The sequence below is a fragment of the Rhodococcus sp. 2G genome (assembly GCF_001886355.1).
Taxonomy (GTDB): Bacteria; Actinomycetota; Actinomycetes; order Mycobacteriales; family Mycobacteriaceae; genus Rhodococcus; species Rhodococcus pyridinivorans.
Map to the genome: position 1 here is coordinate 1,981,440 of NZ_CP018063.1, position 23,124 is coordinate 2,004,563.

The following is a 23,124-nucleotide window of genomic DNA, read 5'->3' on the forward strand; positions in this document are numbered from 1 at the left end:
GGATCTCTCAGCCGAGCCCGGTGAGCGCCGCCGGCGCCCATCCCGGCCAGCGCACCGCACCCACCGGCACCCCGCCGGCGAACCGCGCCACCACCACCGGGGTCCCGGACGCCGTGTCGTACACCGACGCCTGATCGGCGCGGCCGATCGCTTCGGTCACCAGCGGCCACAACCGCCGATAGCGCGCCCGAATCTTGTCCTCGGGCACCGCATGCCCACCGGAGGCCACCCGGCGCTGTACACGCAGCACCGACATCGCCTCGGGCACCAGCATCACGTGCAGCACCACCGTGAACCCCACCTCGTGCGCGCGGTCGATCAACTCCAGCTTCGACGGATGCGAGAACACCGTCTCCGCAATGAACGACCGGCCCTGCCGCAGCAACCGGTCCCGCGCCGCCGCGGCGAGTTGCGCCGCCTCGTACGACATCTCCTCCGCCCGGTCGGGCCAGCGCTGCCGCGCGATCACATCCGCATTGACGAACACGCTGCGCGGCAGCAGGGGAGCGAGGGACAACTCGACGAACGTCGACTTGCCGGAACCGTTGGGACCGACGATCAGATCCAGACGCCTCATGCGTCGTCGAGCACCCGGCGACTACCGTCGGGACGCTGCTCGACCAGCCGGCCTTCGTCGTCGAGCACCACCGTGGTGACCCCACGCGCGGCGAGAACCTCGGCGTAGTCGGTGCGGGCCAGCCCGTCCGCCAGGCGCGCATCGATCTCCGCGTCGAACAGCCGTCCCTCGGCGGCGGTGAGCTCGCTCAGCTCCCGTGTCCCGGCCAGCGCCTCGTGCACCCGGTGCAGGGAGGCGGTCTCGTGGGCGGTCATCGCGCGGCCGATGCGGGCCCAGTATTCGAGTTGCTGGCGTCCGGTGCGGTTCTGGCGGCCGCCCTCGGCGATGGCGCTGTCGACGAGTTCGGCGTCGAAGCGGGTGACCTTGTCTGTGGATGACGTCATGACGGCCTCCTGATGTTGCAGTCTGCTACAAGCGTAGCTGTCTGCAACACGCCACGCACCCCCCGAATCCTCCCGCCACCACCCGGTTCGTGACCTCCCGCTACGCACCGCCACCCGGATCGACACCCGATCGAACCCGAGCCGTCGCCGCGGAACCGGCCACGCGACCTACCGTGAGCGAGTACTCCCATCGCCAGGAGGTGCGTGATGACCACGGAGATGCACGAACCCGACCAAGCACGACTCGAGCAGACCCTCGGACAACTCGTCGTCGACATGGGTGCGGCCATGAACGGCGCACTGGTGCTCATCGGCGCCGAACTCGGACTGTGGCGCGCGCTCGACGAAGCCGGCCCGGTCAGCAGCGAACAACTCGCCGACCGCACCGGCATCCGCGAACGCTATCTGCGCGAATGGCTCTCCGCCGAGACCGCCAGCGGCTATCTCACCTACGATCCCGACGCCGGAACGTTCAGCCTGGCACCGGAACACGCCATGGCCCTCGCCCGCGAGGACAGCCCCGTCTACCTGGCCGGCGGCTTCCACCTGATCGGCTCCGTGTACAAGGACCGCAGCCGCATCGCCGAACGCATCCGCAACGGCGAAGGTTTCGGCTGGCACGAACACGATCCCGAACTGTTCGTCGGCACCGAACAGTTCTTCCGCCCCGGCTACCGCGCCAACCTCGTCGACGTGTGGCTGCCCGCCCTCGACGGGGTCGTCGACACACTGCGCGCCGGCGCCACCGTCGCGGACATCGGCTGCGGCCACGGTGTCTCCACGACCCTGCTCGCGCAGGCGTTCCCGCAGTCCACCATCCGCGGCTTCGACTACCACGACGCGTCCATCGCGCGGGCGACGGAACTGGCCGCGGAGGAGGGCGTCGACAACGCCACCTTCACCGTCGCCTCCGCGACCGACTTCCCCGGATCCGACTACGACCTGATCTGCTACTTCGACTGCCTGCACGACATGGGCGATCCCGTCGGCGCACTGCGGTACGCGCGCGGCGCGCTTGCCGACGACGGCGCGGTGATGCTCGTCGAACCGTTCGCCCGCGACAGCCTGCCCGAGAACCTCAACCCGGTCGGCCGGATGTACTACGCCGCATCGACGGTGCTGTGCACCCCGTCGTCCCTCGACCAGCCGGTCGCGCTCGGGCTCGGCGCGCAGGCCGGGGAGCGACGGCTCGCCGATGTCGCGGCCGAAGCCGGATTCGGCACCTTCCGCCGCGCCACCGAAACACCCTTCAATCTCGTCCTCGAAGCACGCCCCTGAAACAGTCTCCGGGACACCGGATCGGACTCATCGGCGACTACGGCGGCGCCGATAGGCGACGATCGGAGGATGGACCGCGTCACTCGACTCTCGCTCGCCCTGGACCGTCAGGACGGGCGGTGCCTGTGGTGTGGACGGGAGTTCGGGCGGCTGATCACCCCGACCACCGATCATCTGGTGCCGCGCCTGAAGGGCGGGCCGAGCATCACCGCCAACGAGGTCGCCGCGTGCCGACGCTGCAACGCCGACCGCGGACACATCGCGCCGGTCGAATGGCTCGACCGGTGCCGGCAGCGCGAGGGCTGGTCACCCGAGGAGGAGCTGCTGTCACGACTGCTCGAGAAGCTCGCCGACGAACTCGTCCGGGTCGGTGGTCATCGCCGTGCCCGGGATTATCTGTCCGCGCAGTTGCGGCGGTTGCGGCGAGCGTCATAATACGGGAGGCGAGATTAATACGTCACTGTGACGTTTCTGGGTTTATCGTCCGAGGCGGAGGAGGGGAGTCCGCACCCTCGACCCGGCGGGACGCGACCCGCAGACAGGGTCAGGACGAGCACGGCGACCCCGACGGCCACCGCGGACGCGACAGGCGAGCAGATCCCGCTCGCCGCCAGGAGCGTCCACCGTCCACCCGAGTTCCTCGCACACCGCCGCAACGAAATACGCACCGGCGACCGCCACGAGGGAGACCGAGATGCCGGACGGACCGGTACCGGCGACCACGATAGATGCGACCAGCACCAGCGCAGCTGATACAAACAGTGCGACGATCAGCCACAGCGCGCGCGGCAGCGTGCACATGCGCCGCCGGGCCGACTCGCGCCCGCCGCCGGCGGCGAGGGCCGCAAGTGCCGGGCAGACGAACATCAACGCACTGACCGGCAGACGCGCACCGGTGATGTCGAATTCACCGTCGGTGAGTGCACCCCAGAGATAGAACGGGACGGTGGTGATCGCGAAGACCACCCAGGAACGCAGGAGCCGTGGTTGCGTCACGGTCGACCTTCCCGGATCGCGTTGTCACTGCCGCGCCGATGATATCGACGCAGATAGGTGTCCACAGCGGGACCCGCTGACCACGTGAAAACGTCACTGTGACGTTTTCACGACGGCTGGGCGGACAGGCAGGGGGCGAGGGTGGCGGGCCCGGAAGGTCGTATCGGGCGTCCGAGGCAGCCAACCGACACCAGGCGGCGGACCGGGCCGGGCACGCGAATGCGCAGCAAGCTCGAGTGCCGGGAGCGCGTCGTGCGGCGCGGTTCGCACGTCGCACGAGGCGGAGGGAACAACGCGCGCCGGACGGCACGGCGCACGACGCGATGCAGTGCGTGCGACGACGGCGCGAATCTGCGGATCAGGGACGTCATTCGGCGGCATCGGGATTCTCAGTGCCGAACCCCAGTTCACCGCCCATATCAAAATTGCCGATAATCTATATTATGTTAACTAGAGTGGAACCGGACCTCCTCCGGACAGGTGCGGCAGGGCGTCCGAGGCGTTCGGAGATCCCTGGTTCGCCCCGGATCGATGCGATGGGCCCCACCTGTCACTCGGTCTCTGGCTCGAGTCCGGCTCACCTCCGGACTGCGACCGGCCTGCCGGCGCCCGTGCCGGATCGAGCCGCCGATCCGCTCGACGCGCGTTCGGCTGCTCATGCATCGGGTGCCATGCCGCAGCGACGCGCACACTGCACCGACCCACGGTTCACCGATGCGGCGTTGCGGCAGCACCGTGTGGTCGTCGCGTGCGCGTTGCGCGCCGCAGATCGCGCGGACGATGCGCATGTTGGTGGCGCGGGATCATCCCGTCCCCCGGGGTGCTGCGACCACCGATCGCCCCTTCTCGCCTCTTCCACACTTGATGGATAATCACCGTTATCCATGAATCATGTTGGCTGCCAACGAATTTCACGCACACAGAGGTGAACGGTTCCATTGTGCCCCGCGCATGTCCCCTGCACAGCCGATCCGGTCCCGATCTCCTCGAACCTCGAGGGCGAGCCCGATCTCCGCACCGCATCCCACCGACACCAGCGCATGCCTTCCACCCCACTATGTGCCTGGGTCGGCACGATTCAGGGCCCCTTCTCCCCTGTCCGCCCGTCTCGTCAGCCGTGATGACGCCGGTACGCGGCCACCGCTCCCGGATGCAGCGGGACATCGGCGGTGACGATCAGCGACTGCCGGTCGAGGAACTGACTGCCGGTGGCCTGGGCCGGAACGAGTTCGGAGGCATGGTCGACGAGCAGATCGACCAGTGCGGCGGCCGCCTCGTCCGACACCGAGGCTCCGGCGAGCAGGAGGTTGCCCAACCCGATGGTGGCGACGGCGTCCGGCTGCCCGTAGGTGCCGGGCTGGATGAGCACCGGTTCGTAACGCGGACCGAAGCGCGCCCGCAGCGGTTCGAGGAGCACGGACAGATCGATCAGCCGTAGCGACACAGCCAGGTTCGCAAACGACGGGGTAGGAACACCACCCGCCCACAGCACCGCGTCGATCTCGCCGTCCACCAGCGCGCGGCCGGCGTCGGCCATCGACAGGTGCACCCGGGTGACGGCTCCCGGCTCGGCGAGCCCGGCGACGGCGAGGATGCGTTCGCCGGTGAATTCGGCACCCGATCCGGGAGCGCCGAGGCTGATCCGTGCGCCCTGCAACTGGGCGATCTTCCGGATCGGTGAGTCTGCACGCACGGCCAACTGCATGTAGTTCTCGTAGACCCGCCCGATCGCCGTGAACTGCGCGCCCTCGTCGTGGGCACGCACCGCGACATCGGTGAGGGTCAACGCCAGCTCCGCATTCCCCGCCGTCAGCGCGGCGAGATTGGTGACCGACCCCGGGGTGCGTTCCGGCACTATCGCGATGGGCAGGCCCGCCCGGTCGGCGGCGGCCGCGGTGAGTTCGGCGAACTCCCAGAAGAACCCACCCTCCTCCCCTGCCGCCAGGATCAGTTCCTCACGCTCTCCGGTGCGCGTGCAGCCGGCGACGGCTCCGCCCACCGCCAGCAGCGCGACGGACCGCAGGAGATCGCGGCGGGTGATCATGATGCCTCCGCGCGGGAGTCGGCGGGCAGGGTCAGGGTGACGGCCAGTCCGTGCGGGTCGGCGGCGGCGAGGTCGAGGGTGCCGCCGCCGGTCTCGACGAGCGCGACCGCGATGGACAGCCCGAGACCGGTGCCGGGCCCGTCGGCTCCGGACCCGCGGAAGAACCGGGAGGTGAGGGCGCCGAGCTCGTCGGGTGCGACTCCGGCGCCGTCGTCCTCGACGCGGATCCGGATGGTCCCGTCGTGGTGTCGGGTGGTGATGCGGACCCCGGTGGCCGCGCGGGCGTACTTCCTCGCGTTGCTGAGCAGCACATCGAGCACCTGAGCGAGATGGTCGGCGGAGAAGCCGGCCTGCAGGCGCTGCCCGGACGGTTCGTCCACGCTGACGGTCATACCGGCCTCGGCCAGGGCCTCGGACCAGGCATCCGCGCGGTCGGCGACGACGGCGCCGACATCGCACCCGTCGTGCCCGTCCGTCTCGGTGATATCGGTAGGTGATTCGGCGGTGGCAAGGGCGAGCAGGCCGTCGAGGATACCGCCGAGCCGGTCGACTTCGACGGCCGTGCGCCGATAGGTCTCCACGCCGGTGGCGCCGACGTGCGGTTCGAGGGAGTCGAGTCGGATGTGCAGGGCGGCGAGCGGGTTCCGGAGTTGGTGCGCGGTGTCGGCGATGAGCTGTCTCTGGGCGCGGGTGGACGTGCGGACCGCCTCGGACATGGTGTCGAAGGCCTGCGTGAGTTCCCGGACCTCCGGGGGGCCGTGATGCCGGACCGAGGTGGTGGTGTCCCCGGTCCGGGAGCGTGGATGCAGCGCCGGGACGCTGTCGGTGAGCGCCGCGACCCGCGCGGTGAGCGCGGTGAGCGGGCGGACCGTCCACCGTGACAGCACGGTCGCGAGGATGGTGACGAGCACGAGCGCCGCCGCTGCGCCGGTGACGATGAGCAGCCACGAGGTGCGGATGTCGCGGCGGGCGGCGTCGGTGGACACGTCTACGACGACGGCTCCTTCGACCTGGGCGCCGGTGCCCACCGGTACGGCGAGCAGGGCCCGGTGTGGGGACCACGGGGTCAGCGGACCGCCGATGCCCTGTTTCTGATTGCGTAGACCGGCGGTGATCGCCTCCGGCACACCGGGGTCGGTCGGGGTCAGGTCCGCGCTCGCGCGGGGTGCGCCGCGGGCGTCGACGATCAGCACGCCTTCGTCGTAGAGCCGGTGGTAGCGGGTGACCTCCTCGTCGAGCAGGGCGGTGCTGCCGGGGGCGCGCATCTGGACGGCGAGGGTGGCGAAGTGGTGGGCGTCGGCTTCCCGGTTCGCGCCCAGGACGGCGGTGCGGCCGGCGCTGGTGGCGAGGGCGAGCGGTACGGCGAAGGCGACGACGGCGACGGTCGCGAAGACGAGCAGCACCGCCAGGACGCGTCGCTGCATGTCAGCCGCCCCACCGGTAGCCGTAGCCGCGGATGGTGGAGATGAGTCCGGGGCGGGCGAGTTTGGCGCGCAGCCCGGTCATGTGCACGTCGAGCGACCGGGAGATCGCCACATAGGCGTCGCCCCACACGGCGTCCATGAGTTGTTGGCGGCTGACCGCGGCGCCGGGTCGGGCGACGAGGACGGCGAGCAGGTCGAATTCCTTCGGGGTGAGAGTGACCGGTTCGCCGCCCACCTCGACTTCGCGGGCGTCGAGGTCGACGACGACGTCGCCGGCGCGGACGATGCGGGAGGACTCGGACAGTGCGCGGCGCCGTTGGGTGACGACGTCCACGCGGGCGAGCAGTTCGGCCAGGCGGGCCGGTTTGACGAGGTAGTCGTCGGCGCCGCCGCGCAGGCCGCGTACCACCGAGCGTTCGTCGCCGCGCGCGGTGAGGATCACGACGGGGACGTCGTTGACGGCCCGCAGTTGCCGGAGCACCTGCAGGCCGTCGGCGTCGGGCAGGCCGAGGTCGAGGATGACGACGTCGAGGTCGCGGTGTCCGAGGAGCAGGTCGGCGCCGCGCCGCATGCGGATCGGCCGGTGGCCGTGGGAGGTGAGGGCTTCGACGAGGGCGTCGCCGACGCCGTCGTCGTCCTCGACCACCGCGATCTGCACGTGGGTCCCTTTCGGTCAGTGTCGCGAGGTGGCCAGGTCGGCGTGCTCGTCGGGGGTGTCGGTGTGGGTGCTCGTGCGGTCGGTGCTCGTGCGGTCCAGGGGTGAGCCGTCGGAGGTCTCCCGCATGAAGAAGTACACGACGAGCGAGACGGCGATGCAGCCGGTCACGTAGTAGAAGAATAGCGATTCGTGGCCGGCGCGCTTGAGCGCGAGTGCGACGGTTTCGACGGTGCCGCCGAAGATCGCCAGGGTCAGCGCGTAGGGCAGGCCGACGCCGAGCGCGCGGACCTTGGTGGGGAACAGTTCGGTCTTCACGATGGCGTTGACCGAGGTGTAGCCGGTGACGACGGTCAGGCCGAGCATCATCAACCCGAACGCGATCAGCGGGTTCGTGGTGCTGCCGAGGATCGTCATCAACGGGACGGTGAGCACGGTGCCGCCGACCCCGAAGAAGATGAGCAGTTTGCGGCGGCCGATGCGGTCCGACAGGGCCCCGCCGATGGGTTGCAGGACGATGAACACCAGCAGGGCGGCGAAGTTGATCCAGGCGACGGTGTCCTTGGAGATGCCGGAGGTGTTGATCATGTATTTCTGCATGTAGGTGGTGTAGGTGTAGAACGCCACGCAGCCGCCGAGGGTCAGCGCGCACACCAGTAGGCATTCGCGGGGGTACTGCAGCAGCATCCGGATGCCGCCCTGCTCGGGCGTGCTCTCCGGCCGGTCGGTGGCGCTCTTGGCCGCGACTTCCTCGGTGAACGCTTCGGATTCGTCCATGGTGCGGCGCAGCCACATCACGGCGACGGCGGCGACGGCGCCGATGACGAACGGGATGCGCCAGCCCCACGCCTGCATGGCCTCGGCGGAGAGGGTGAGCTGCAGGACGATCTGGACGCCGAGGGCGATGAGCTGTCCGGCGACGAGGGTGACGTACTGGAAGCTGGAGTAGAACCCGCGGCGTCCGGGTGAGGCGACCTCGGCGAGATAGGTGGCGCTGGTGGCGTATTCACCACCGACGGACAGTCCCTGCATCATGCGGGCGAGGACGAGAAGAAGGGGTGCGGCGAGTCCGATGGTCGCGTAGTCCGGGGTGACGGCGATGATGAGGGAGCCGACGGCCATGACGGTGACCGACAGGGTCAGCGCCGAGCGCCGTCCGCGCCGGTCGGCGTAGCGGCCCATGATCCAGCCGCCGATCGGTCGCATGAGGAATCCCACGGCGAAGATCGCTGCGGTGGACAGCAGTTGGGCGGTGGGGTCGCCTTCGGGGAAGAATTCCTTCGCGAAGTAGACGCTGAACGCGGCGTAGACGTACCAGTCGTACCACTCGATCAGGTTGCCGACCGAGCCTTTCAACACGTTGCCGATGACTCGGCGTTCGCCCGTCGAGGTGGTGCTCACCCGGGACTCCTTTCGCTGCGTGGATCTGTGCGCTCCCCACAGTGGTTCGGGTCACAGTGGTTGCGGAAGGGTCTGTGGCGGTTCCTAACACTCCCTTAGGAATGTGGTCGGGACGGGTGGGATCGGCGTGGCGCGCGGGGTGCCGCTCCCCCGTTGTGCCGGTCGGAGGTTCTACGGTGGTCGGCGTGACGATCCCCGCATCGAGTTATCTGTTCCAGGCCCGGACGTTCGTGAGCGGTTCGCGTAAGTGGCGGTTCGAGGCGGCGTTGGCGACGGCGCGGGTCTGCGAGCGGTTCGAGCGGCCGTATCCGAAGTCGGTGCGGACGCTGGCGCACACCGCGTACGACATGTTGCGGATGGATGCGCCGGAGGTCGCTGCCGAGTTCGGGCCGCCGTCGTTCTGACCCCGGGTGCTCACGCGACCCGGGTGCCCGGTGCCTCCGGTGGCCGGTACTGTGCAGCACAACTCGATCACGATGTCCGCGGGGCGAGGAGGGGGCCGATGAACCCTGCGATATGGCTGACACCCGGGCAGTTGGCGGACCGTTCCGGGGTGGCGGTCTCGGCGCTGCACTACTACGAGTCGCGTGGTCTGATCACCAGTCGCCGCACCTCGGGCAATCAGCGGCGTTATCGTCGCGACACGCTGCGCAAGGTGGCGTTCATCAAGGTCGCGCAGGGTGTGGGGGTGTCCCTGGAGGAGATCAAGGAGGCGTTCGATTCGTTGCCGGACAGTCGTGTGCCGACGACGGAGGACTGGGCGCGGCTGTCGCGGGCGTGGCACGACCGGCTGACCCGCCGCATCGAGGATCTCACCGCGTTGCGCGACAGTTTCACCGATTGCATCGGCTGCGGTTGTCTGAGTTTGGCGTCGTGTCCGCTCGCGAATCCCGGTGACGTGCTCGGGCAGCAGGGTCCGGGTCCGCGTCGGCTACCGGTGCACGACGACGATCCGCCGGTGGAGGCGGCGCCGCGCGCGGAGTCGTCCGGCTGAGGTCGGGCGGTCAGGTGCGCGCGGCTTCGATCTGCTGCACGAACCGGGCGGTGGCGTCGGCGATGTTGCGGGGGTGGGAACGCGGCGACCAGTGCCCGGCGTCGAGTGGGTGGATGCGCAGGTCGGTGACCCAGCGGGAGGTGTCCTCGTAGCCGACGGGGCGTACGGCTCGGTCGCGCAGGTTCTGGATCAGCTGGACCGGGACGTCGGTGTGCCGCTCGCGGGGTCGGGCGAGCCGCGTGCGGATGTTCGCCCGGTACAGGGACAGTCCGTGCACCATGTCGTCGGCGAGGGTCGGGGCGACGGGGGCGATCGCGGCGGGGTCGGTGCGGTCGAAGAACCCGACGAAGGCCGGCCAGTGGTGGGCGAGCGGGCCGCGCAGCACCGGATTCGGCAGACCGGGGATCTGGAAGGCGAGGGTGTAGGCGGAGGCGAGAGCCTGTTCGGCGGGGCCGAGTGGGCGTTTGCGCCGGAGACGGCGGCGCATCCACAGGCCGAGATGGTCGAGGTTGGGTCCGGAGATCGAGGTGTAGGAGGCGATGCGATCGCCGGCGTCGGGTTCGCACACCGCTTCCCAGCACAGCACCGCGCCCCAGTCGTGGCCGAGCAGGTGGACCGGTTCGTTCGGGGCGAGGGCGTCGATGACGGCGTGCAGGTCGGCGGCGAGGTGCTCGAGCCGGTAGTGCGCCACCTCGCGGGGGACGGTGGAGGCGCCGGCGCCGCGGTTGTCGTAGCGCAGGATGCGGAAGTCGTCGGCGAGCAGGGGTGCGACGCGGTCCCACAGGGCGTGGGTGTCGGGCCAGCCGTGGACGAGGACGAGCGTCGGGCCGTGCGGGTTGCCTTCTTCGACGACGTGGAGTCGGATAGGCCCGTTGGGGACGGTGTGGGTGGTCATGGTTGTCCTGTGGTCATGGTTGTCCGGGCGTCTCGGGGGCCGGGGGGTGGCCGCCGGTGGGGCGGGTGAACAGCGTGCGGCGGCGCAGGCTGCTGGCGATGGCGAAGAGGGATTCGGAGACGGAGGTGGGCCGGCCGTGGCGGCGCTGGACGAGATGTCCGAGGGCGGACAGCAGTCCGGCGCCGAGGGGGACGGCGAGGACGAACAGGATCCGATGTCGCAGTGGGCTGCCGCGCAGCATCGACATGGGAGGCCTCCTTCGGTACCGGCCACTGTATTTGTGACCAACGGTAACACTATTTCCGGTGATGGGAACCACTCCTGATGTTTCGCGACGGTCCCGCGCGTGCATCCCTCCCGAAGGCGACAAGGGACGGGACAGCGCATGAGAGTTCTCGTGATCGGTGCCTCCGGCTACGTCGGCAGCCGGGTCGTCCCCGCCTTCCTCGCTATCGGCTGCACCGTGCGCGCCGCCGCTCGGAACCCGGCGGCCTTGCGACGCTTCTGGTGGCACGACCAGGTCGAGACCGCGCAGGTGGACGTCACCGCCGCGCACACTCTCCCACCGGCGCTCGACGATGTCGACGTCGTGGTCTATCTCGTGCACGGGATGCGCTCGGCGCACTTCCGGGACCTCGACCTGGCAGCGGCCCGCACCGTCCGGCACGCGGTCGATGCCTCCCAAGTGACGCGTGTCGTCTACGTCTCCGGGTTCGTCCCCGAGTGTGCGCCGGACGCGCTGTCCGAGCATCTGCTCTCGCGCTGGGAGGTCGAGCAGGAACTGTCCCGCTCCCGCCGCACGGTGATCACGCTGCGAGCCGGGATGGTGCTCGGCTCCGGGTCGACGAGCTTCGAGGTGCTCGGCCAACTCGCGGGGCGCCTACCCGTCACCGTGGTACCCGACTGGATGGACTCGCGGGTCGAGCCGATCGCGGTCGTCGACCTGGTCGCCGCAGTGCTCGGGGCGGCCGTCGCGGACACTCCCACGGACTCGTTCGATGTGGGCTGCGGACAGTCGCTGCATTATCCCGAGTTGCTCCGCCTCTACGGGCAGGTCACCGGCATGCCGCGCGCCCAGGTCACCGTCGCCGGATTGCCGGGCGCGGTGATCCGCCGGTTCGGCTCGTGGTTGACGGAGGTGCCGTCGGGAACCGTGGCGGCGTTGATGGAGAGCCTGCGGCACGACATGACGGCCCGCGATCGTCGGTGGATCGGCCGCCTGGCCCCGGCTGCTCATCGGCCGTTGGGGATCGTGCAGGCGCTGCAGCGCGCAGTGCTGCCCGCCGATGTGAGTGTGCCGTGCGCGCAGCGGGACCCGATGGGTGCGCTGCCCGGGGATCCGGAGTGGGCGGTCGCCGCGGCGGAGGCGCGCCGATACTCCGCCGTGGGGATCCCCCCGCGCCGCCGTCCGTCGGTGTAGCTTCACGACATGCCCCGTCCGGATCCGGCGTCACCGAACGATTCCCGCAGGCGGCACGAGGACCGCGAACCGCACACCGCCGGGTTGGCGAGCAGACTCAACTGGTTGCGGGCGGGTGTTCTCGGCGCGAACGACGGCATCGTCTCGACCGCGGGACTGGTCGTCGGTGTGGCGGCCGCGACGACGAACGAGGCGGCGATCCTCACCGCCGGTGTGGCCGGGCTGGCCGCGGGGGCGGTGTCGATGGCGCTGGGCGAGTACGTGTCGGTGAGCGCCCAACGCGACACCGAGCGCGCGGCGCTGTACACGGAAGGTCGTGAGCTCGCCGCCATGCCGGAGGCCGAACTCGACGAACTCGCCGCCCTGCTCGAGGGCAAGGGATTGTCGGCGGTCACGGCGCGTGCCGCGGCGGAGGAGTTGACGGCGCGGGATCCGCTTGCCGCACATGCCGAGGTGGAGTTGGGGATCGATCCGACCGAACTGGCGAATCCGTGGTCGGCGGCGTTGTCGTCGGCCGTGTCGTTCACCCTGGGGGCGCTGGTGCCGCTGCTGATGGTGGTGTCGGTGCCCGACACGGTGCGGATCCCGGTGACGTTCGTGGCGGTGTTGTGTGCGCTGGCGGCGACGGGATCGATCAGTGCGTGGCTCGGCCGGGCCCGGCGGGGCCGGGCGGTGATGCGGGTGGTGTTCGGCGGTGCGCTCGCGATGGTCGTGACCTATGGGGTGGGTCAGTTGTTCGACACCGTCGTGTAACGGGGCGCAAGCGCGGCGTCCCCGCTCCGCGGGCCGTGCCGGTCCGCGAGGCGGGGTGTACCGAGCGTGCGTCAGTCGACCGGGCCGAGCGCGGGAGCGGTCACGAAGCTCAGCGCGTCGTTGCCGGCGAGATGGTTGTCGATGATGCGCTCGATGGCCTGCCGCCATTCCTCCCGCACCGTCCCGGCGTCGTCGCCGGCATCGAGTCTCTGCAGGATGTTGTGCTGCGCAACGTGATAGGCCATGGGCGTGTCGATGTCGAAGGTCGGTAATGCCATGGCCCAGCACCCTACGTCCGAACCACCTGTGGCCCAAACCTCCGGTTCCGGCCGTGCACAACGGCCGGAACCGAACCCACCCCCGATCCATACCATCGGATAATCGACTATCCGATGGTATGTTCCGGGGATGGCATCGGTTGACGTCGCGTCCGGCTGGCCCGCGGTCACCTACGAACAGCACCCGTGGGTGAACAGCGATGCCTACGGCTCGCGGCGGGAGAAACGCCTGACCACCGGCCCCTACCGCGCCGCGGTCCCCCCGCTCATCGCCCACCGGCCCCTCCCGCTCGACGGCGAACTGCAGGCCCTCACCGAGGAAGCCGCGACGGAACTGACCCGCTTCGATGTCGAGGTCGGGCACATCACCGCCCCGTTCGCCTCCATCCTGCTGCGCACCGAGAGCGCGTCGAGTTCGGAGATCGAGAACCTCTCCAGCGGGGCGCAGCAGATCGCGCTCGCCGAACTCGGCGAACACGCCTCCCGCAACGCTCGCCTGATCGTCGGCAACGTGCGGGCGATGCGCGCGGCGCTCGAGCTGTCCGATGCGATCGACGCCGCCGCGATCCTGCGGATGCACCACGCGCTGCTCGAGTACGACGATCCGACCATCGCGGGACGGTGGCGCACCCAGCAGGTGTGGATCGGCGGGGGCAGCCTGGGCCCGCACACCGCGCAGTTCGTGCCCCCGCACCACGCGCGGGTGCCCGAGCTGATCGACGATCTGGTGGCCTTCGCCCACCGGGTGGATCTGCCGGTGGTCGCGCAGATCGCGGTCGCGCACGCGCAGTTCGAGACCATCCACCCGTTCCCGGACGGCAACGGCCGGGTGGGCCGCGCGCTTATCCAGGCGATGTTGCGCGGCGGGCAGCTCACCCGCAGTGTCGCCGTGCCGGTCTCGGCGGGCCTGTTGCACAACACCGGGGAGTACTTCGATGCGCTCGGCGCCTACCGCGCCGGGGACATCGGGCCGATCGTGCACTCGATCGTCGACGCGTCGTTCGCGGCGGTCGCCAACGGCCGCACGCTCGTCGCCGATCTCGAGGCGGTACGCGAGCTGTGGCGGTCCCGGGTGACGGCGCGGCGGGATTCGGCAGTGCACCGGCTCTCGGACGTGCTGCTGCGCCAGCCGGTGATCGACAACCGGTCGGCCGCCGCGGCCTTGTCGGTGACCGGCGCCAACGCGCAGATCGCCATCGATCGGCTGGTGGATGCGGAGATCCTCACGCAGATCACCGAGGGGCGCCGCAATCGCATCTGGCAGGCCAAGGATGTGGTGCGGGTGCTCGACGAGTTCGCCGCGCGCGCCAAACGCCGCCGCGACTGACCTCCTCGGTATCGATCGCCCCGGCGACGGTCGGTTCGGGATCGATCAGCCCGGGATGTCGCGCGGGTCGTGACCGTAGGTGTTGCGTTCGCCGATCGTCCCGTCGAGGTTGTGAACGAGGTGTTCGACCTTGCGGCGGCGCGCCTCGTCGCGGCCGGCGGCGACGGCCTCCTCGCGGGTGGGATAGGTGCCGAGCAGGTCGCTCGAGCCCTCGATGCGGTTGTGCCAGGATCCGTCCTGGTGGAACGTCTCGACATCGCCTGCGGGCATGGGGTGCTCCTCTCCACGAACGGTCGGTTGCCCATCGCGTACCCGGCGCCGGTCTCCCCGAATCCGGACGCGGTCTCTGCTGTCCCGTCGGTCCCTGCTGTCACACTGGACTCGCACATCTGTACGAGCGGATCTTCACGGGAGGGGCATCGTGGTGGGCAGCGCGACCGAGCCGGGATTGTCGGACTGGATCGGGTCGTATCTGGAGACCTTGCAGACCGCGAAACGGTCTCCGCACACCATCAAGGCCTACCGGCTCGACCTGCACGCGGTGCGCGCGCATCTCGCGGCGACTGCCGCCGTGCCGGAGGACGCGTTGACGCTCGGGGACGTGACGGTACGCGGGCTGCGGTCGGCATTCGCGGCGTTCGCCGCCGAGCGGCAACCGGCGTCGGTGCGCCGCGCCTGGTCGGTGTGGAACAACTTCTGCAACTTCCTCGTCTCCGAAGGGGTGTCGGAAGGCAACCCGATGGCCTCGATCGCGCAGCCCAAGAAACCACAACCCACCCCGAAAGCGTTCTCCCCCACCGCGATCAACCAACTCGTCGACACCGTCACCGTGGAGGCGCAACGCCCCGCGGAGTCGGCGCGGGACTGGCCGCAACGCGATCTCGCGCTCATCGCGACCCTGCTGCTCACCGGGATCCGCTCCGACGAGTTGATCCGGCTCGATGTGGGCAGCATCCTCGGTGGCTGCCGGGCACCGGTGCTGCGGGTGCTCGGCAAGGGCGCGATCGAACGGGAGATCCCCCTCGAAGACAGCTGGACGGCGATCGTCACCGCCTATCTCGAGGAACGCTACGCCCGCTTCCCCGCCGCGCGGCGCCGCACCCGCGACCGCGACGAGTTGCCCGTGTGGGAGCGGCACGACCCGGCCGACCCGCTGTTCGTCGGCGCGGACGGCAAACGCATCACCCGCGGCACCCTGCAGTACCGGGTGCGGCGCATCTACCGCCGGGCGGGTATCGAGTCCGAACGCAAACGCGGTGCGCTCGCCCACGCGCTGCGGCACACCTTCGCGACGAGCCTGGCCGACAGCGGCGCAACGATGGTCGAGTTGCAGCAGCTGCTCGGGCACCGGTCGTTGCAGACCGTGCAGATGTACACCTCGGCGACCAACGATGCGGTGCGGCACGCCGCCCGGCACAACCCCGTCTACGGGCTGCTCGGGTCGCTCGGCGACGGGCCGGGCTAGCTCGTCGGTTGCGCTGTGGGCGGGCGCGGCAACTGCAAGACTGGGGACAAAATCCATCCGGCAACGTGAAGGAGCATCCATGAGCGTCGAGCAGACCGAACCCCGCCGTCATCGTGTGGTCGTGATCGGATCCGGTTTCGGTGGGCTGTTCGGGACCCAGGCCCTGGCTCGTGCCGATGTGGACGTCACGCTCGTGGCGCGCACCACCCATCACTTGTTCCAGCCGTTGCTGTACCAGGTGGCCACGGGCATCCTGTCGGTCGGCGACATCGCCCCCGCGACCCGCATGGTGCTGCGCAAACAGAAGAACGCGCAGGTGCTGCTCGGGGACGTCGAGAGGATCGACCTGGAGAACCGGACGGTGACCTCCCGGTTCCTCGAGCGCTACACCACCACGCCCTTCGACAGTCTCATCGTCGCCGCCGGCGCCGGCCAGTCCTACTTCGGCAACGACCAGTTCGCCGAGTTCGCGCCGGGCATGAAGACCATCGACGACGCCCTCGAGCTGCGCGGCCGGATCCTCGGGGCGTTCGAGCAGGCCGAACTGTCCCACGATCACGACGAACGCGCCCGGTTGCTGACCTTCGTGGTGGTCGGTGCCGGTCCGACCGGGGTGGAGCTGGCCGGGCAGATCGCCGAGCTCTCACGCCGCACCCTCAAGGGCACCTTCCGCAACATCGATCCGACCGAGGCGCGGGTGGTGCTGCTCGACGGCGCCTCCGATGTGTTGCCGGTCTACGGCGGCAAACTCAGCCGCAAGGCCCGTAACACCCTCGAGCGGCTCGGGGTGGAGATCCAGCTCGGCGCGATGGTCACCGATGTCGACGCCGACGGTCTCGTCGTCAAGGAGAAGGACGGTTCGCAGCGGCGCATCGAGTCGCAGTGCAAGGTGTGGTCGGCGGGCGTGTCGGCCAGTCCGCTCGGCAAGCAGCTCGCCGAGCAGTCCGGGGCGCAGGTCGACCGGGCGGGGCGGGTGGAGGTGCTGCCGGATCTGACATTGCCGGGGCATCCGAACGTGTTCGTCATCGGCGACATGATGTCGCTGAACAAGCTGCCCGGTCTGGCGCAGGTGGCGATGCAGGGCGGCAAGTACGCGGCCCGGCAGATCATCGCCTCCCTCGACGGCGCCGACCCGACCCATCGGGAACCGTTCAAGTATTTCGACAAGGGCAGCATGGCGACCATCTCGCGGTTCAGTGCGGTCGCGAAGGTCGGCAAACTCGAGATCAGCGGGTTCCTCGGCTGGGTGGCGTGGTTGTTCATCCACCTGCTGTATCTGGTGGGGTTCTCGTCGAAGCTGTCGACGCTGTTGTCGTGGGCGCAGGCGTTCTTCTCCACCGGCCGCAACGAGATGGCCGCGACCGAGCAGCAGGTGTTCGCGCGGATCGCGCTCGAGCACATGCGCGCGGACGAACCCGACGGCGACTCGCAGAACGGCGAGAGCGCGACGAAGGACGGGGACCGCTCCGCGCAGGCGCCGGCCGGGCAGGGCCGCGGCGGGACGCAGGCTGCGGGCTGACCGTCGGCGCTCCGGCCGGGCGCGGTGTCCCGGCCGGAGCCGCCCGGCTACAGGGTCAGTGCCCGATGCGGTCCGCGTTCGTGATGTTCGCCAGGCGCACCTGTCCCTGCGCGACGAGACGGTCCTGCTCGTCGACGATCTCCACCCGCCACACCTGCTGGGTGCGGCCGCGGTGGACCGGGGTGCCGGTCGCGGTGAGGACCCCTTCGCGGGTGGCGCGGAGGAAGTCGGTGTTGTTGTTGACCCCGACGACGTTGCCCTTGTCCCCCAACCAGTTGGCGCCGGCGACGCTGGCGACGGTCTCGATCACCGCGCAGTACACCCCGCCGTGCACGATGCCGTAGGGCTGGTGCTGCGTGGGGGTGATCGTCCACCGGGCTCGCGCGAGATCGGGGCCGAGTTCGACGAACTCGAGGCCGAGGGCAGTGTTGAAGCCGGTGTCGTTGACGGCGTTGATCGCCTGCACGTCGTGCTGGGCCGGGGCGGAGGTGGACTGGTCGCTCATACGGGCTTCCCTTGTTCGTGCGCGGTCTCGACCGGCCGCCGGGACAGGTGGCCGTCGAACGATGGTAGGACATGGCGGTTTTCGGACGGCTCACCTCCGACCGTGGCAGGCGGGGTGGTCACTGCAGGGTCACCAGCAGCGCGTAGGCGACGATCGAGTAGCCGTCGGGGATCGGCCCGAACCGGTGCACGGTCCGCGGGCCCTCGTACTCGACGCCGTACCAACCCGCGTCCGCGGTCGGAATCCTCCTGGTTCGTTGGATCACCGGATGCCGTTCGGCGACCCGGGCGCGCCCGTGCGGTCGGATGCGGTACAGCATCCACAGATAGCGGTCCCACACCAGATGCCCCGTGAGCACGACGTCGCCGAGGGTGTCGAGCTGCGGTGGCAGCACGGTGGTGAAGCCGTGACCGAGATGGGCGAGCAGCTCGACCCGATCGTCGACGGTGATCTGCTCGACCCGGGCGGGCACGTGCCGCGCGAGTTCGCGGATGCAGTCGCTCGCGCCCGGTGTGATCCAGGAGGTGGTCGGTTCACACACCTGGCCGGGAGCAGGCGGGTCGGGCCACGGTTCGAGGTCTTCGATCATCCACAGGGTGGTCATCTCTCGGTGCTTCCCAGGTCGCGGCGCGGATCCCTCCAGCATCCTCCGGGTTCGCCACCGCCGCGCCTGCGATCGGCCGGTTGCGCTGTGCGTCGACGGCGCAGGGCTCCGGACACACGACGGCGGGCCCCACATGGATGTGAGGCCCGCCGCGGGAAGGGACCGGGAGTCACTGCAGCCCTCAGGACTCCGCTGCGGTCCGGCAGTCGGAACGGATTCGATTATAGGGAAGGCTGCCCTAATCCGGCAAGGCCTCGGACGGGATAGCCGGCGGCGACGAAGGCGTCGAGCAATGCCTGACCGCGGCGCGCGGCGGTACGGCGGGAGGCACCACCGAGCACGGGTAGCCGGGCGGCGCCGGTGACGACGGTGCGCCCGACGATCGCCCAGAAGCGGTTCCGGTCGAGCGGGACGAGGGACCGCAGCGCGAGATGGACGGCATCGAGAGCGGTCGCGGCGCGGTGCGCGGTCCACACCGCCATCGCCTGCTCGCACGGCAGCACCACCACGTCGCGTTCCCCGACGGCGCGGTCCTCGGGCAGCACCCGCAGGGTGTCGTCGGCGAGACCGGCCCAGTCGATGCAGCCGTCGCTGTCCTGGTGCAGCCACAGATTGTCCAGACCCGGATCCCAGACGCGGCCCTCGAGGGCGTAGGGGGCGAGGACGCGGCCGACCACGGCGTGGATGAGGGCGCCGGCGACCTGCTCGACGGCGATGCGCGGGTCCTCGGTGTCGAGCAGGGCACGGTCGTAGAGTGCCTCGATGCGCTGCTGGCGTTCACCGCCGCCGAGGAACCACCAGCGGCGGCGGGGTTCTTCGTCGATACAGGCCACCGCATACACGCGCGGGGCTCCCGCAGCGAGTGCGCGCAGCCGAGCGCGCGTGTCCTCGAACGGGCGGACGGGTGCCGCCGTGGGCGGCAGCAGCAGCGTCGTCATCCGACACCTCCTGATCGACGGTGAATCTTGATTAGGTAAGCCTAACCATTGCATCCGGGGGTGGTGTGCGCAACCCCATCCCCTACTCCCGTCGGCACATAGGATTCCGTAACCTAACTCCGAAGGCCTTCGCGTTCCCCACGATCCGCGACGACCCGAACCGCACCACCGCCTTCCCGAGGAGCACCCCGCGCCCGTGACCGTCACCCCCCACGCCCCACCGGACGCCGACCCGACCGCCCCGCCCCGCCCGGGACGCCGGATCGCCGCCGTCCTGTGCGACCTCGCGCTCCTCGCCATCCCCCTGCTCATCGGCGCCCTCGTCGTCGACACCCTCGCCGACGCCAACGGCGGCGGCCAGACCGACCGCATCGTCTTCGGCGGCGCCGCCCTGGCCGCCGCCGCCGGACTGCTGTGGTGGAACCACGGCTACCGCGCCGGCCGCACCGGCCAAAGTCTGGGCCTGCAGTGGACCGGGCTCGTGCTGCGCGACCGCGCCACCACCGGACCGGCCGGCACCCGCCGTGCCCTGCTGCGCCGCGGCACCGAGATCGTCACCGAACGCCACGCCCGCCACCACGAGTTCACCCCGCGCCCCACCGACGGCAACGTCGCCGCCCTGCGCCGCCGGCGCCTGCTCGGCCTGGCCGCGCTGCTCGTACTGCTGGTGCTCGGCGCGCTCGCCAGCATCGCCGTCGGCGCCCGCCCGATGACCTTCGCGGAGGTCTTCCACGCCCTCGTCGTCAACGACGGCTCCGAAACCGACGTGATCGTGCATTCGCTGCGCATCCCCCGCACCCTGCTCGCGCTGCTGGTCGGCACCGCGCTCGGCGTCGCCGGCGCACTGATCCAGGGGCACACCCGCAACCCGCTCGCCGACGCCGGTCTGCTCGGCATCAACGCCGGCGCCGCCTTCCTGGTGGTGCTGTCGATCTACCTGTTCGGGCTCTCCACCCCGGGGCAGTATCTGTGGTTCGCCTTCGCCGGGTCCGCGCTCGCCAGCATCGTGGTGTTCGGATTCGCGTCCATCGGCAACGGCGGCTCGAGTCCGCTCAGTCTCGCGTTGGCGGGCGCGGCGGTGGCGTTCTTCCTGCAGGCGATGATCCAGACCATCGTGCTGCTCGACCAGACCAGCCTCGACGGCTACCGCTTCTGGGTGGTCGGCTCCGTCGCCGGCCGCGGCATGGACGTCTTCTGGCAGGTGTTGCCGTTCATCGTCGTCGGACTGCTCATCGCGCTCGCCTCCACCCCGGCCCTGAACCTGCTCAGCCTCGGCGAGGACGTCGCCCGCTCGCTCGGCACCAACGTCGTCACCACCCGGGTGATCGGCATCGCCGCGATCACCGTGCTCACCGGCGCCGCCACCGCCGCCTGCGGACCCATCGCCTTCGTCGGATTGATCGTCCCGCACATCGCCCGCGCGGTCACCGGCCCCGACTACCGCTGGCTCGTGCCCTATGCCGGGCTGCTCGGCGGGGCACTGCTCGTCCTCGCCGACGTCGTCGGCCGCATCGTGGTGCGCCCCGGCGAACTGCAGGTCGGCATCGTGCTCGCCCTCATCGGCGCCCCCTTCTTCATCGCCCTCGTCCGTCGCCGGAAGCTGGTGGCCTTGTGAACGACACCCCCACCCCGTCCCTCGACACGAACGAGCCGACGACGGACAAGCGCCGCTCACCCGCGCAGGTCTCCACCCGCGTCCCGGGCCGGCCCGCCTTCCGGCTCGGCTCCGTCTCCGTCGTCTGGCGTGCCCGCATGGTCATCGTGTGCGCGCTGATCGTCGTCGCCACCGCGGTGCTGCTGTCGATCTCCCTCGGCCGCGGCGACTACCCGCTCAGCCCCCTGCAGGTCGTCGAGGTGCTCCTCGGCGGCGGGGAACGCCTCGACCGGTTCATCGTCTTCGACCTGCGCCTCCCGCGCGGGATCGCCGCCGTGGTCGTCGGCGCCGCCCTCGCGGTCTCCGGCGCCATCACCCAATCGGTGTCCCGCAACGCCCTGGCCAGCCCCGACATCCTCGGCATCACCGCCGGCGCCTCCGCTGCCGCCGTGGCCCTGATCGTCGTCACCAGCGGCGGTTCCATCGTCGGACTGCTCGCCACCCTCGGATTGCCGATGTCGGCGCTGCTCGGCGCGCTGCTCACCGCCACGGTCATCTATCTGCTGGCCTGGCGGCGCGGCGCCGACGGCTTCCGGCTCGTGCTCATCGGCATCGGTATCAACGCCATGCTCATCGCCCTGACCCAGTGGATGCTCGTCTCCGCCGACATCAACGACGTCAGCCGCGCCCAGGTGTGGCTGACCGGCTCGCTCAACGGTGTCTCCTGGAGTCAGGTGGTGCCCGCCGCGATCGCGCTGCTGCTCGTCGGCGGCTGGGCCGCGACCGCCTCCTTCACCGTCGGGGCGCTGCGCCTCGGCGACGACACCGCCCGCTCCCTCGGCGTGAAGCTGCAGACCCAGCAGGCGCTGCTGCTCGTCGCGGCGTGCGCGCTCGCCGCCGTCGCCACCGCCGCCGCCGGCCCCATCGGCTTCGTCGCCCTCGCCGCCCCGCAGATCGCCCTGCGCCTCGTCGGCTCGGCGGGCAGCCCGATCATCGCCTCCGCCCTGACCGGGGCGCTGTTCGTCGTCGCCGCCGACCTCATCGCCCGCACCATCCTGCCGGTGCCGCTGCCCGTCGGCCTGGTCACCTCCGCACTCGGCGGCCCCTTCCTGCTGTACCTGCTGGTGCGTTCCAACCGAAAGGTCTCCCGATGACCGACACCCATCTGCCTGCCGTCCCGGCCCCCGGCCCGATCGAGCACGCGGCGCCGCGACTGGTCGCCGAGCACATCAGCCTCGGCTACGGCGAACGGCTCATCGTCGACGACCTGGACCTGTCCATCCCCACCGGGGTCGTCACCACCGTCATCGGCCCCAACGGCTGCGGCAAATCCACCCTGCTGCGCGCGCTGAGCCGGCTGCTCAAGCCCCGCACCGGCACCGTGCTGCTCGACGGGCACGACATCACCACCATGCGCACCCGCGAGGTCGCCCGGGTGCTCGGCATGCTGCCGCAGGCCCCCGTCGCGCCCGAAGGGCTCACCGTCGCCGATCTGGTCTCCCGCGGCCGGCACCCGCACCAGTCGTGGTTCCGGCAGTGGTCCTCCGACGACGAGGACGAGGTCGCCATCGCCCTCGAACGTACCGGCATCGCCGACCTCGCCGACCGGCCCATCGACGAACTGTCCGGCGGGCAACGGCAACGCGCCTGGATCTCCATGGCGCTCGCACAGGGCACCGACATCCTGCTGCTCGACGAACCGACCACCTATCTCGACCTGGCGCACTCGGTGGAGGTCCTCGACCTCGTCGACCGGCTGCACAGCGAACTCGGTCGCACCGTGGTGATGGTGCTGCACGACCTGAACCTCGCCGTGCGCTACAGCGACCACCTCGTGGTGATGAAAGACGGCCGCGTCGTCGCCTCCGGGGTGCCCTCGGAGGTGATCTCCGTGGAACTGCTGCGCGAGGTGTTCGACCTCGACGCCTCGGTCATCGACGATCCGGTGTCCGACCGGCCGCTGATCGTGCCCATCGGCACCCGCCACGTCTACGGCGCCGCCGGAGGTCCCCACCGGAGGTGACGATGGTCCCACCGCAGGTCAGAACCTACGACTAGGGGTAGTACGCACATT

26 protein-coding genes are annotated in these 23,124 nt (G+C 70.2%); 12 read left to right on the top strand and 14 right to left on the bottom strand.

The window, feature by feature from the left end; translation table 11 throughout:
* Positions 1 to 7 precede the first annotated feature (7 nt).
* Positions 8 to 577: a zeta toxin family protein gene (locus BO226_RS09230; protein ID WP_071935066.1), complete on the bottom strand. Its 570-nt coding sequence runs from the start codon at positions 575 to 577 to the stop codon at positions 8 to 10.
* Positions 574 to 960 carry a TA system antitoxin ParD family protein gene (locus BO226_RS09235; RefSeq protein WP_016696422.1) on the bottom strand — a complete coding sequence of 129 codons (387 nt, stop codon included), beginning with the start codon at positions 958 to 960 and terminating at the stop codon, positions 574 to 576. The genes BO226_RS09230 and BO226_RS09235 overlap by 4 nt, the downstream gene beginning before the upstream one ends.
* Positions 961 to 1,167: 207 nt before the next feature.
* Between BO226_RS09235 and BO226_RS09240 the strand changes: the two genes are divergently transcribed.
* Positions 1,168 to 2,238 (top strand): class I SAM-dependent methyltransferase, encoded by a 1,071-nt coding sequence (locus tag BO226_RS09240; RefSeq protein WP_197481790.1) that lies wholly within the window; start codon positions 1,168 to 1,170, stop codon positions 2,236 to 2,238.
* A 69-nt stretch (positions 2,239 to 2,307) separates the two neighbouring features.
* Entirely contained in the window at positions 2,308 to 2,673 is a 366-nt protein-coding gene (locus BO226_RS09245) for an HNH endonuclease (RefSeq protein WP_071935067.1), read from the top strand.
* Positions 2,674 to 2,715: 42 nt separating this feature from the next.
* Here the strand turns inward: BO226_RS09245 and BO226_RS09250 are convergent, their stop codons facing one another.
* The 5 genes from BO226_RS09250 to BO226_RS09270 all read right to left on the bottom strand — a co-directional run bounded on the left by BO226_RS09250 (position 2,716) and on the right by BO226_RS09270 (position 8,758).
* Complete coding sequence (locus BO226_RS09250) at positions 2,716 to 3,234, bottom strand: hypothetical protein (RefSeq protein WP_156895163.1); 519 nt, start codon at positions 3,232 to 3,234, stop codon at positions 2,716 to 2,718.
* 1,111 nt (positions 3,235 to 4,345) lie between these two features.
* A complete protein-coding gene (locus tag BO226_RS09255) occupies positions 4,346 to 5,278 on the bottom strand; it encodes a TAXI family TRAP transporter solute-binding subunit (protein WP_071935069.1) in 933 nt (310 codons plus the stop codon).
* Positions 5,275 to 6,702, bottom strand: a complete 1,428-nt coding sequence (locus BO226_RS09260) for a sensor histidine kinase (protein WP_071935070.1) — start codon at positions 6,700 to 6,702, stop codon at positions 5,275 to 5,277. The genes BO226_RS09255 and BO226_RS09260 overlap by 4 nt, the downstream gene beginning before the upstream one ends.
* Before the next feature lies 1 nt (position 6,703).
* Positions 6,704 to 7,360 carry a response regulator transcription factor gene (locus tag BO226_RS09265; protein WP_006552782.1) on the bottom strand — a complete coding sequence of 219 codons (657 nt, stop codon included), beginning with the start codon at positions 7,358 to 7,360 and terminating at the stop codon, positions 6,704 to 6,706.
* Between the two features lie 15 nt (positions 7,361 to 7,375).
* Positions 7,376 to 8,758, bottom strand: coding sequence for an MFS transporter (locus BO226_RS09270; RefSeq protein WP_006552781.1), 1,383 nt, complete (start codon positions 8,756 to 8,758; stop codon positions 7,376 to 7,378).
* Between the two features lie 185 nt (positions 8,759 to 8,943).
* Between BO226_RS09270 and BO226_RS09275 the strand changes: the two genes are divergently transcribed.
* Together BO226_RS09275 and soxR are read left to right on the top strand one after the other, a co-directional pair.
* Positions 8,944 to 9,162: a hypothetical protein gene (locus BO226_RS09275; protein ID WP_231912079.1), complete on the top strand. Its 219-nt coding sequence runs from the start codon at positions 8,944 to 8,946 to the stop codon at positions 9,160 to 9,162.
* Positions 9,163 to 9,260: 98 nt separating this feature from the next.
* Positions 9,261 to 9,752: a redox-sensitive transcriptional activator SoxR gene (gene soxR, locus BO226_RS09280; protein WP_071935072.1), complete on the top strand. Its 492-nt coding sequence runs from the start codon at positions 9,261 to 9,263 to the stop codon at positions 9,750 to 9,752.
* Between the two features lie 10 nt (positions 9,753 to 9,762).
* Here the strand turns inward: soxR and BO226_RS09285 are convergent, their stop codons facing one another.
* Both BO226_RS09285 and BO226_RS09290 read right to left on the bottom strand, forming a co-directional pair.
* Positions 9,763 to 10,647 carry an alpha/beta fold hydrolase gene (locus tag BO226_RS09285; protein ID WP_071935073.1) on the bottom strand — a complete coding sequence of 295 codons (885 nt, stop codon included), beginning with the start codon at positions 10,645 to 10,647 and terminating at the stop codon, positions 9,763 to 9,765.
* Between the two features lie 13 nt (positions 10,648 to 10,660).
* The gene (locus BO226_RS09290) at positions 10,661 to 10,894 is read right to left on the bottom strand and encodes a hypothetical protein (protein WP_071935074.1); all 234 of its coding nucleotides are present in this window, start codon (positions 10,892 to 10,894) and stop codon (positions 10,661 to 10,663) included.
* 138 nt (positions 10,895 to 11,032) lie between these two features.
* On the opposite strand from BO226_RS09290, the gene BO226_RS09295 reads away from it, so the two are divergent.
* Together BO226_RS09295 and BO226_RS09300 are read left to right on the top strand one after the other, a co-directional pair.
* Complete coding sequence (locus tag BO226_RS09295; RefSeq protein ID WP_071935075.1) at positions 11,033 to 12,067, top strand: NAD(P)H-binding protein; 1,035 nt, start codon at positions 11,033 to 11,035, stop codon at positions 12,065 to 12,067.
* Positions 12,068 to 12,076: 9 nt separating this feature from the next.
* A complete protein-coding gene (locus BO226_RS09300; protein ID WP_071935076.1) occupies positions 12,077 to 12,820 on the top strand; it encodes a VIT1/CCC1 transporter family protein in 744 nt (247 codons plus the stop codon).
* A gap of 71 nt (positions 12,821 to 12,891) precedes the next feature.
* Here BO226_RS09300 and BO226_RS09305 read toward each other — a convergent pair whose 3' ends face one another.
* Complete coding sequence (locus BO226_RS09305; protein WP_006552774.1) at positions 12,892 to 13,098, bottom strand: hypothetical protein; 207 nt, start codon at positions 13,096 to 13,098, stop codon at positions 12,892 to 12,894.
* Positions 13,099 to 13,228: 130 nt separating this feature from the next.
* Between BO226_RS09305 and BO226_RS09310 the strand changes: the two genes are divergently transcribed.
* Positions 13,229 to 14,425: a Fic family protein gene (locus tag BO226_RS09310; protein ID WP_071935077.1), complete on the top strand. Its 1,197-nt coding sequence runs from the start codon at positions 13,229 to 13,231 to the stop codon at positions 14,423 to 14,425.
* A 45-nt stretch (positions 14,426 to 14,470) separates the two neighbouring features.
* Here BO226_RS09310 and BO226_RS09315 read toward each other — a convergent pair whose 3' ends face one another.
* Positions 14,471 to 14,695 carry a DUF2188 domain-containing protein gene (locus tag BO226_RS09315; protein ID WP_024101088.1) on the bottom strand — a complete coding sequence of 75 codons (225 nt, stop codon included), beginning with the start codon at positions 14,693 to 14,695 and terminating at the stop codon, positions 14,471 to 14,473.
* A gap of 154 nt (positions 14,696 to 14,849) precedes the next feature.
* Here BO226_RS09315 and BO226_RS09320 point away from each other — a divergent pair, with 154 nt between their 5' ends.
* Together BO226_RS09320 and BO226_RS09325 are read left to right on the top strand one after the other, a co-directional pair.
* Complete coding sequence (locus BO226_RS09320) at positions 14,850 to 15,890, top strand: tyrosine-type recombinase/integrase (protein WP_071935078.1); 1,041 nt, start codon at positions 14,850 to 14,852, stop codon at positions 15,888 to 15,890.
* 79 nt (positions 15,891 to 15,969) lie between these two features.
* The gene (locus BO226_RS09325; RefSeq protein WP_019289593.1) at positions 15,970 to 17,409 is read left to right on the top strand and encodes an NAD(P)/FAD-dependent oxidoreductase; all 1,440 of its coding nucleotides are present in this window, start codon (positions 15,970 to 15,972) and stop codon (positions 17,407 to 17,409) included.
* Between the two features lie 55 nt (positions 17,410 to 17,464).
* Here the strand turns inward: BO226_RS09325 and BO226_RS09330 are convergent, their stop codons facing one another.
* The 3 genes from BO226_RS09330 to BO226_RS09340 all read right to left on the bottom strand — a co-directional run bounded on the left by BO226_RS09330 (position 17,465) and on the right by BO226_RS09340 (position 19,456).
* The gene (locus tag BO226_RS09330; protein ID WP_006552769.1) at positions 17,465 to 17,914 is read right to left on the bottom strand and encodes a PaaI family thioesterase; all 450 of its coding nucleotides are present in this window, start codon (positions 17,912 to 17,914) and stop codon (positions 17,465 to 17,467) included.
* 118 nt (positions 17,915 to 18,032) lie between these two features.
* The gene (locus BO226_RS09335) at positions 18,033 to 18,518 is read right to left on the bottom strand and encodes a hypothetical protein (protein WP_071935079.1); all 486 of its coding nucleotides are present in this window, start codon (positions 18,516 to 18,518) and stop codon (positions 18,033 to 18,035) included.
* Between the two features lie 221 nt (positions 18,519 to 18,739).
* Positions 18,740 to 19,456 (bottom strand): hypothetical protein, encoded by a 717-nt coding sequence (locus BO226_RS09340; protein ID WP_071935080.1) that lies wholly within the window; start codon positions 19,454 to 19,456, stop codon positions 18,740 to 18,742.
* 196 nt (positions 19,457 to 19,652) lie between these two features.
* Between BO226_RS09340 and BO226_RS09345 the strand changes: the two genes are divergently transcribed.
* From BO226_RS09345 to BO226_RS09355, 3 genes are read left to right on the top strand one after another with little or no spacing between them, the layout of a single operon-like run.
* Positions 19,653 to 21,071: a FecCD family ABC transporter permease gene (locus BO226_RS09345; RefSeq protein ID WP_071935081.1), complete on the top strand. Its 1,419-nt coding sequence runs from the start codon at positions 19,653 to 19,655 to the stop codon at positions 21,069 to 21,071.
* Positions 21,068 to 22,204 (top strand): FecCD family ABC transporter permease, encoded by a 1,137-nt coding sequence (locus BO226_RS09350; protein WP_019289597.1) that lies wholly within the window; start codon positions 21,068 to 21,070, stop codon positions 22,202 to 22,204. Before BO226_RS09345 ends, BO226_RS09350 begins: the two co-directional genes overlap by 4 nt.
* A complete protein-coding gene (locus tag BO226_RS09355) occupies positions 22,201 to 23,073 on the top strand; it encodes an ABC transporter ATP-binding protein (RefSeq protein ID WP_006552763.1) in 873 nt (290 codons plus the stop codon). The genes BO226_RS09350 and BO226_RS09355 overlap by 4 nt, the downstream gene beginning before the upstream one ends.
* Positions 23,074 to 23,124: the final 51 nt, after the last annotated feature.

Coding starts and splice junctions, on each gene's coding strand:
- BO226_RS09330 (WP_006552769.1), bottom strand. CDS start 17,914: ATGAGCGACCAGTCCACCTCCGCCCCGGCCCAGCACGACGTGCAGGCG.
- BO226_RS09245 (WP_071935067.1), top strand. CDS start 2,308: ATGGACCGCGTCACTCGACTCTCGCTCGCCCTGGACCGTCAGGACGGG.
- BO226_RS09355 (WP_006552763.1), top strand. CDS start 22,201: ATGACCGACACCCATCTGCCTGCCGTCCCGGCCCCCGGCCCGATCGAG.
- BO226_RS09340 (WP_071935080.1), bottom strand. CDS start 19,456: ATGACGACGCTGCTGCTGCCGCCCACGGCGGCACCCGTCCGCCCGTTC.
- BO226_RS09285 (WP_071935073.1), bottom strand. CDS start 10,647: ATGACCACCCACACCGTCCCCAACGGGCCTATCCGACTCCACGTCGTC.
- BO226_RS09255 (WP_071935069.1), bottom strand. CDS start 5,278: ATGATCACCCGCCGCGATCTCCTGCGGTCCGTCGCGCTGCTGGCGGTG.
- BO226_RS09230 (WP_071935066.1), bottom strand. CDS start 577: ATGAGGCGTCTGGATCTGATCGTCGGTCCCAACGGTTCCGGCAAGTCG.
- BO226_RS09315 (WP_024101088.1), bottom strand. CDS start 14,695: ATGCCCGCAGGCGATGTCGAGACGTTCCACCAGGACGGATCCTGGCAC.
- BO226_RS09235 (WP_016696422.1), bottom strand. CDS start 960: ATGACGTCATCCACAGACAAGGTCACCCGCTTCGACGCCGAACTCGTC.
- BO226_RS09290 (WP_071935074.1), bottom strand. CDS start 10,894: ATGTCGATGCTGCGCGGCAGCCCACTGCGACATCGGATCCTGTTCGTC.
- BO226_RS09300 (WP_071935076.1), top strand. CDS start 12,077: ATGCCCCGTCCGGATCCGGCGTCACCGAACGATTCCCGCAGGCGGCAC.
- BO226_RS09335 (WP_071935079.1), bottom strand. CDS start 18,518: ATGACCACCCTGTGGATGATCGAAGACCTCGAACCGTGGCCCGACCCG.
- BO226_RS09295 (WP_071935075.1), top strand. CDS start 11,033: ATGAGAGTTCTCGTGATCGGTGCCTCCGGCTACGTCGGCAGCCGGGTC.
- soxR (WP_071935072.1), top strand. CDS start 9,261: ATGAACCCTGCGATATGGCTGACACCCGGGCAGTTGGCGGACCGTTCC.
- BO226_RS09325 (WP_019289593.1), top strand. CDS start 15,970: ATGAGCGTCGAGCAGACCGAACCCCGCCGTCATCGTGTGGTCGTGATC.
- BO226_RS09310 (WP_071935077.1), top strand. CDS start 13,229: ATGGCATCGGTTGACGTCGCGTCCGGCTGGCCCGCGGTCACCTACGAA.
- BO226_RS09260 (WP_071935070.1), bottom strand. CDS start 6,702: ATGCAGCGACGCGTCCTGGCGGTGCTGCTCGTCTTCGCGACCGTCGCC.
- BO226_RS09240 (WP_197481790.1), top strand. CDS start 1,168: ATGACCACGGAGATGCACGAACCCGACCAAGCACGACTCGAGCAGACC.
- BO226_RS09305 (WP_006552774.1), bottom strand. CDS start 13,098: ATGGCATTACCGACCTTCGACATCGACACGCCCATGGCCTATCACGTT.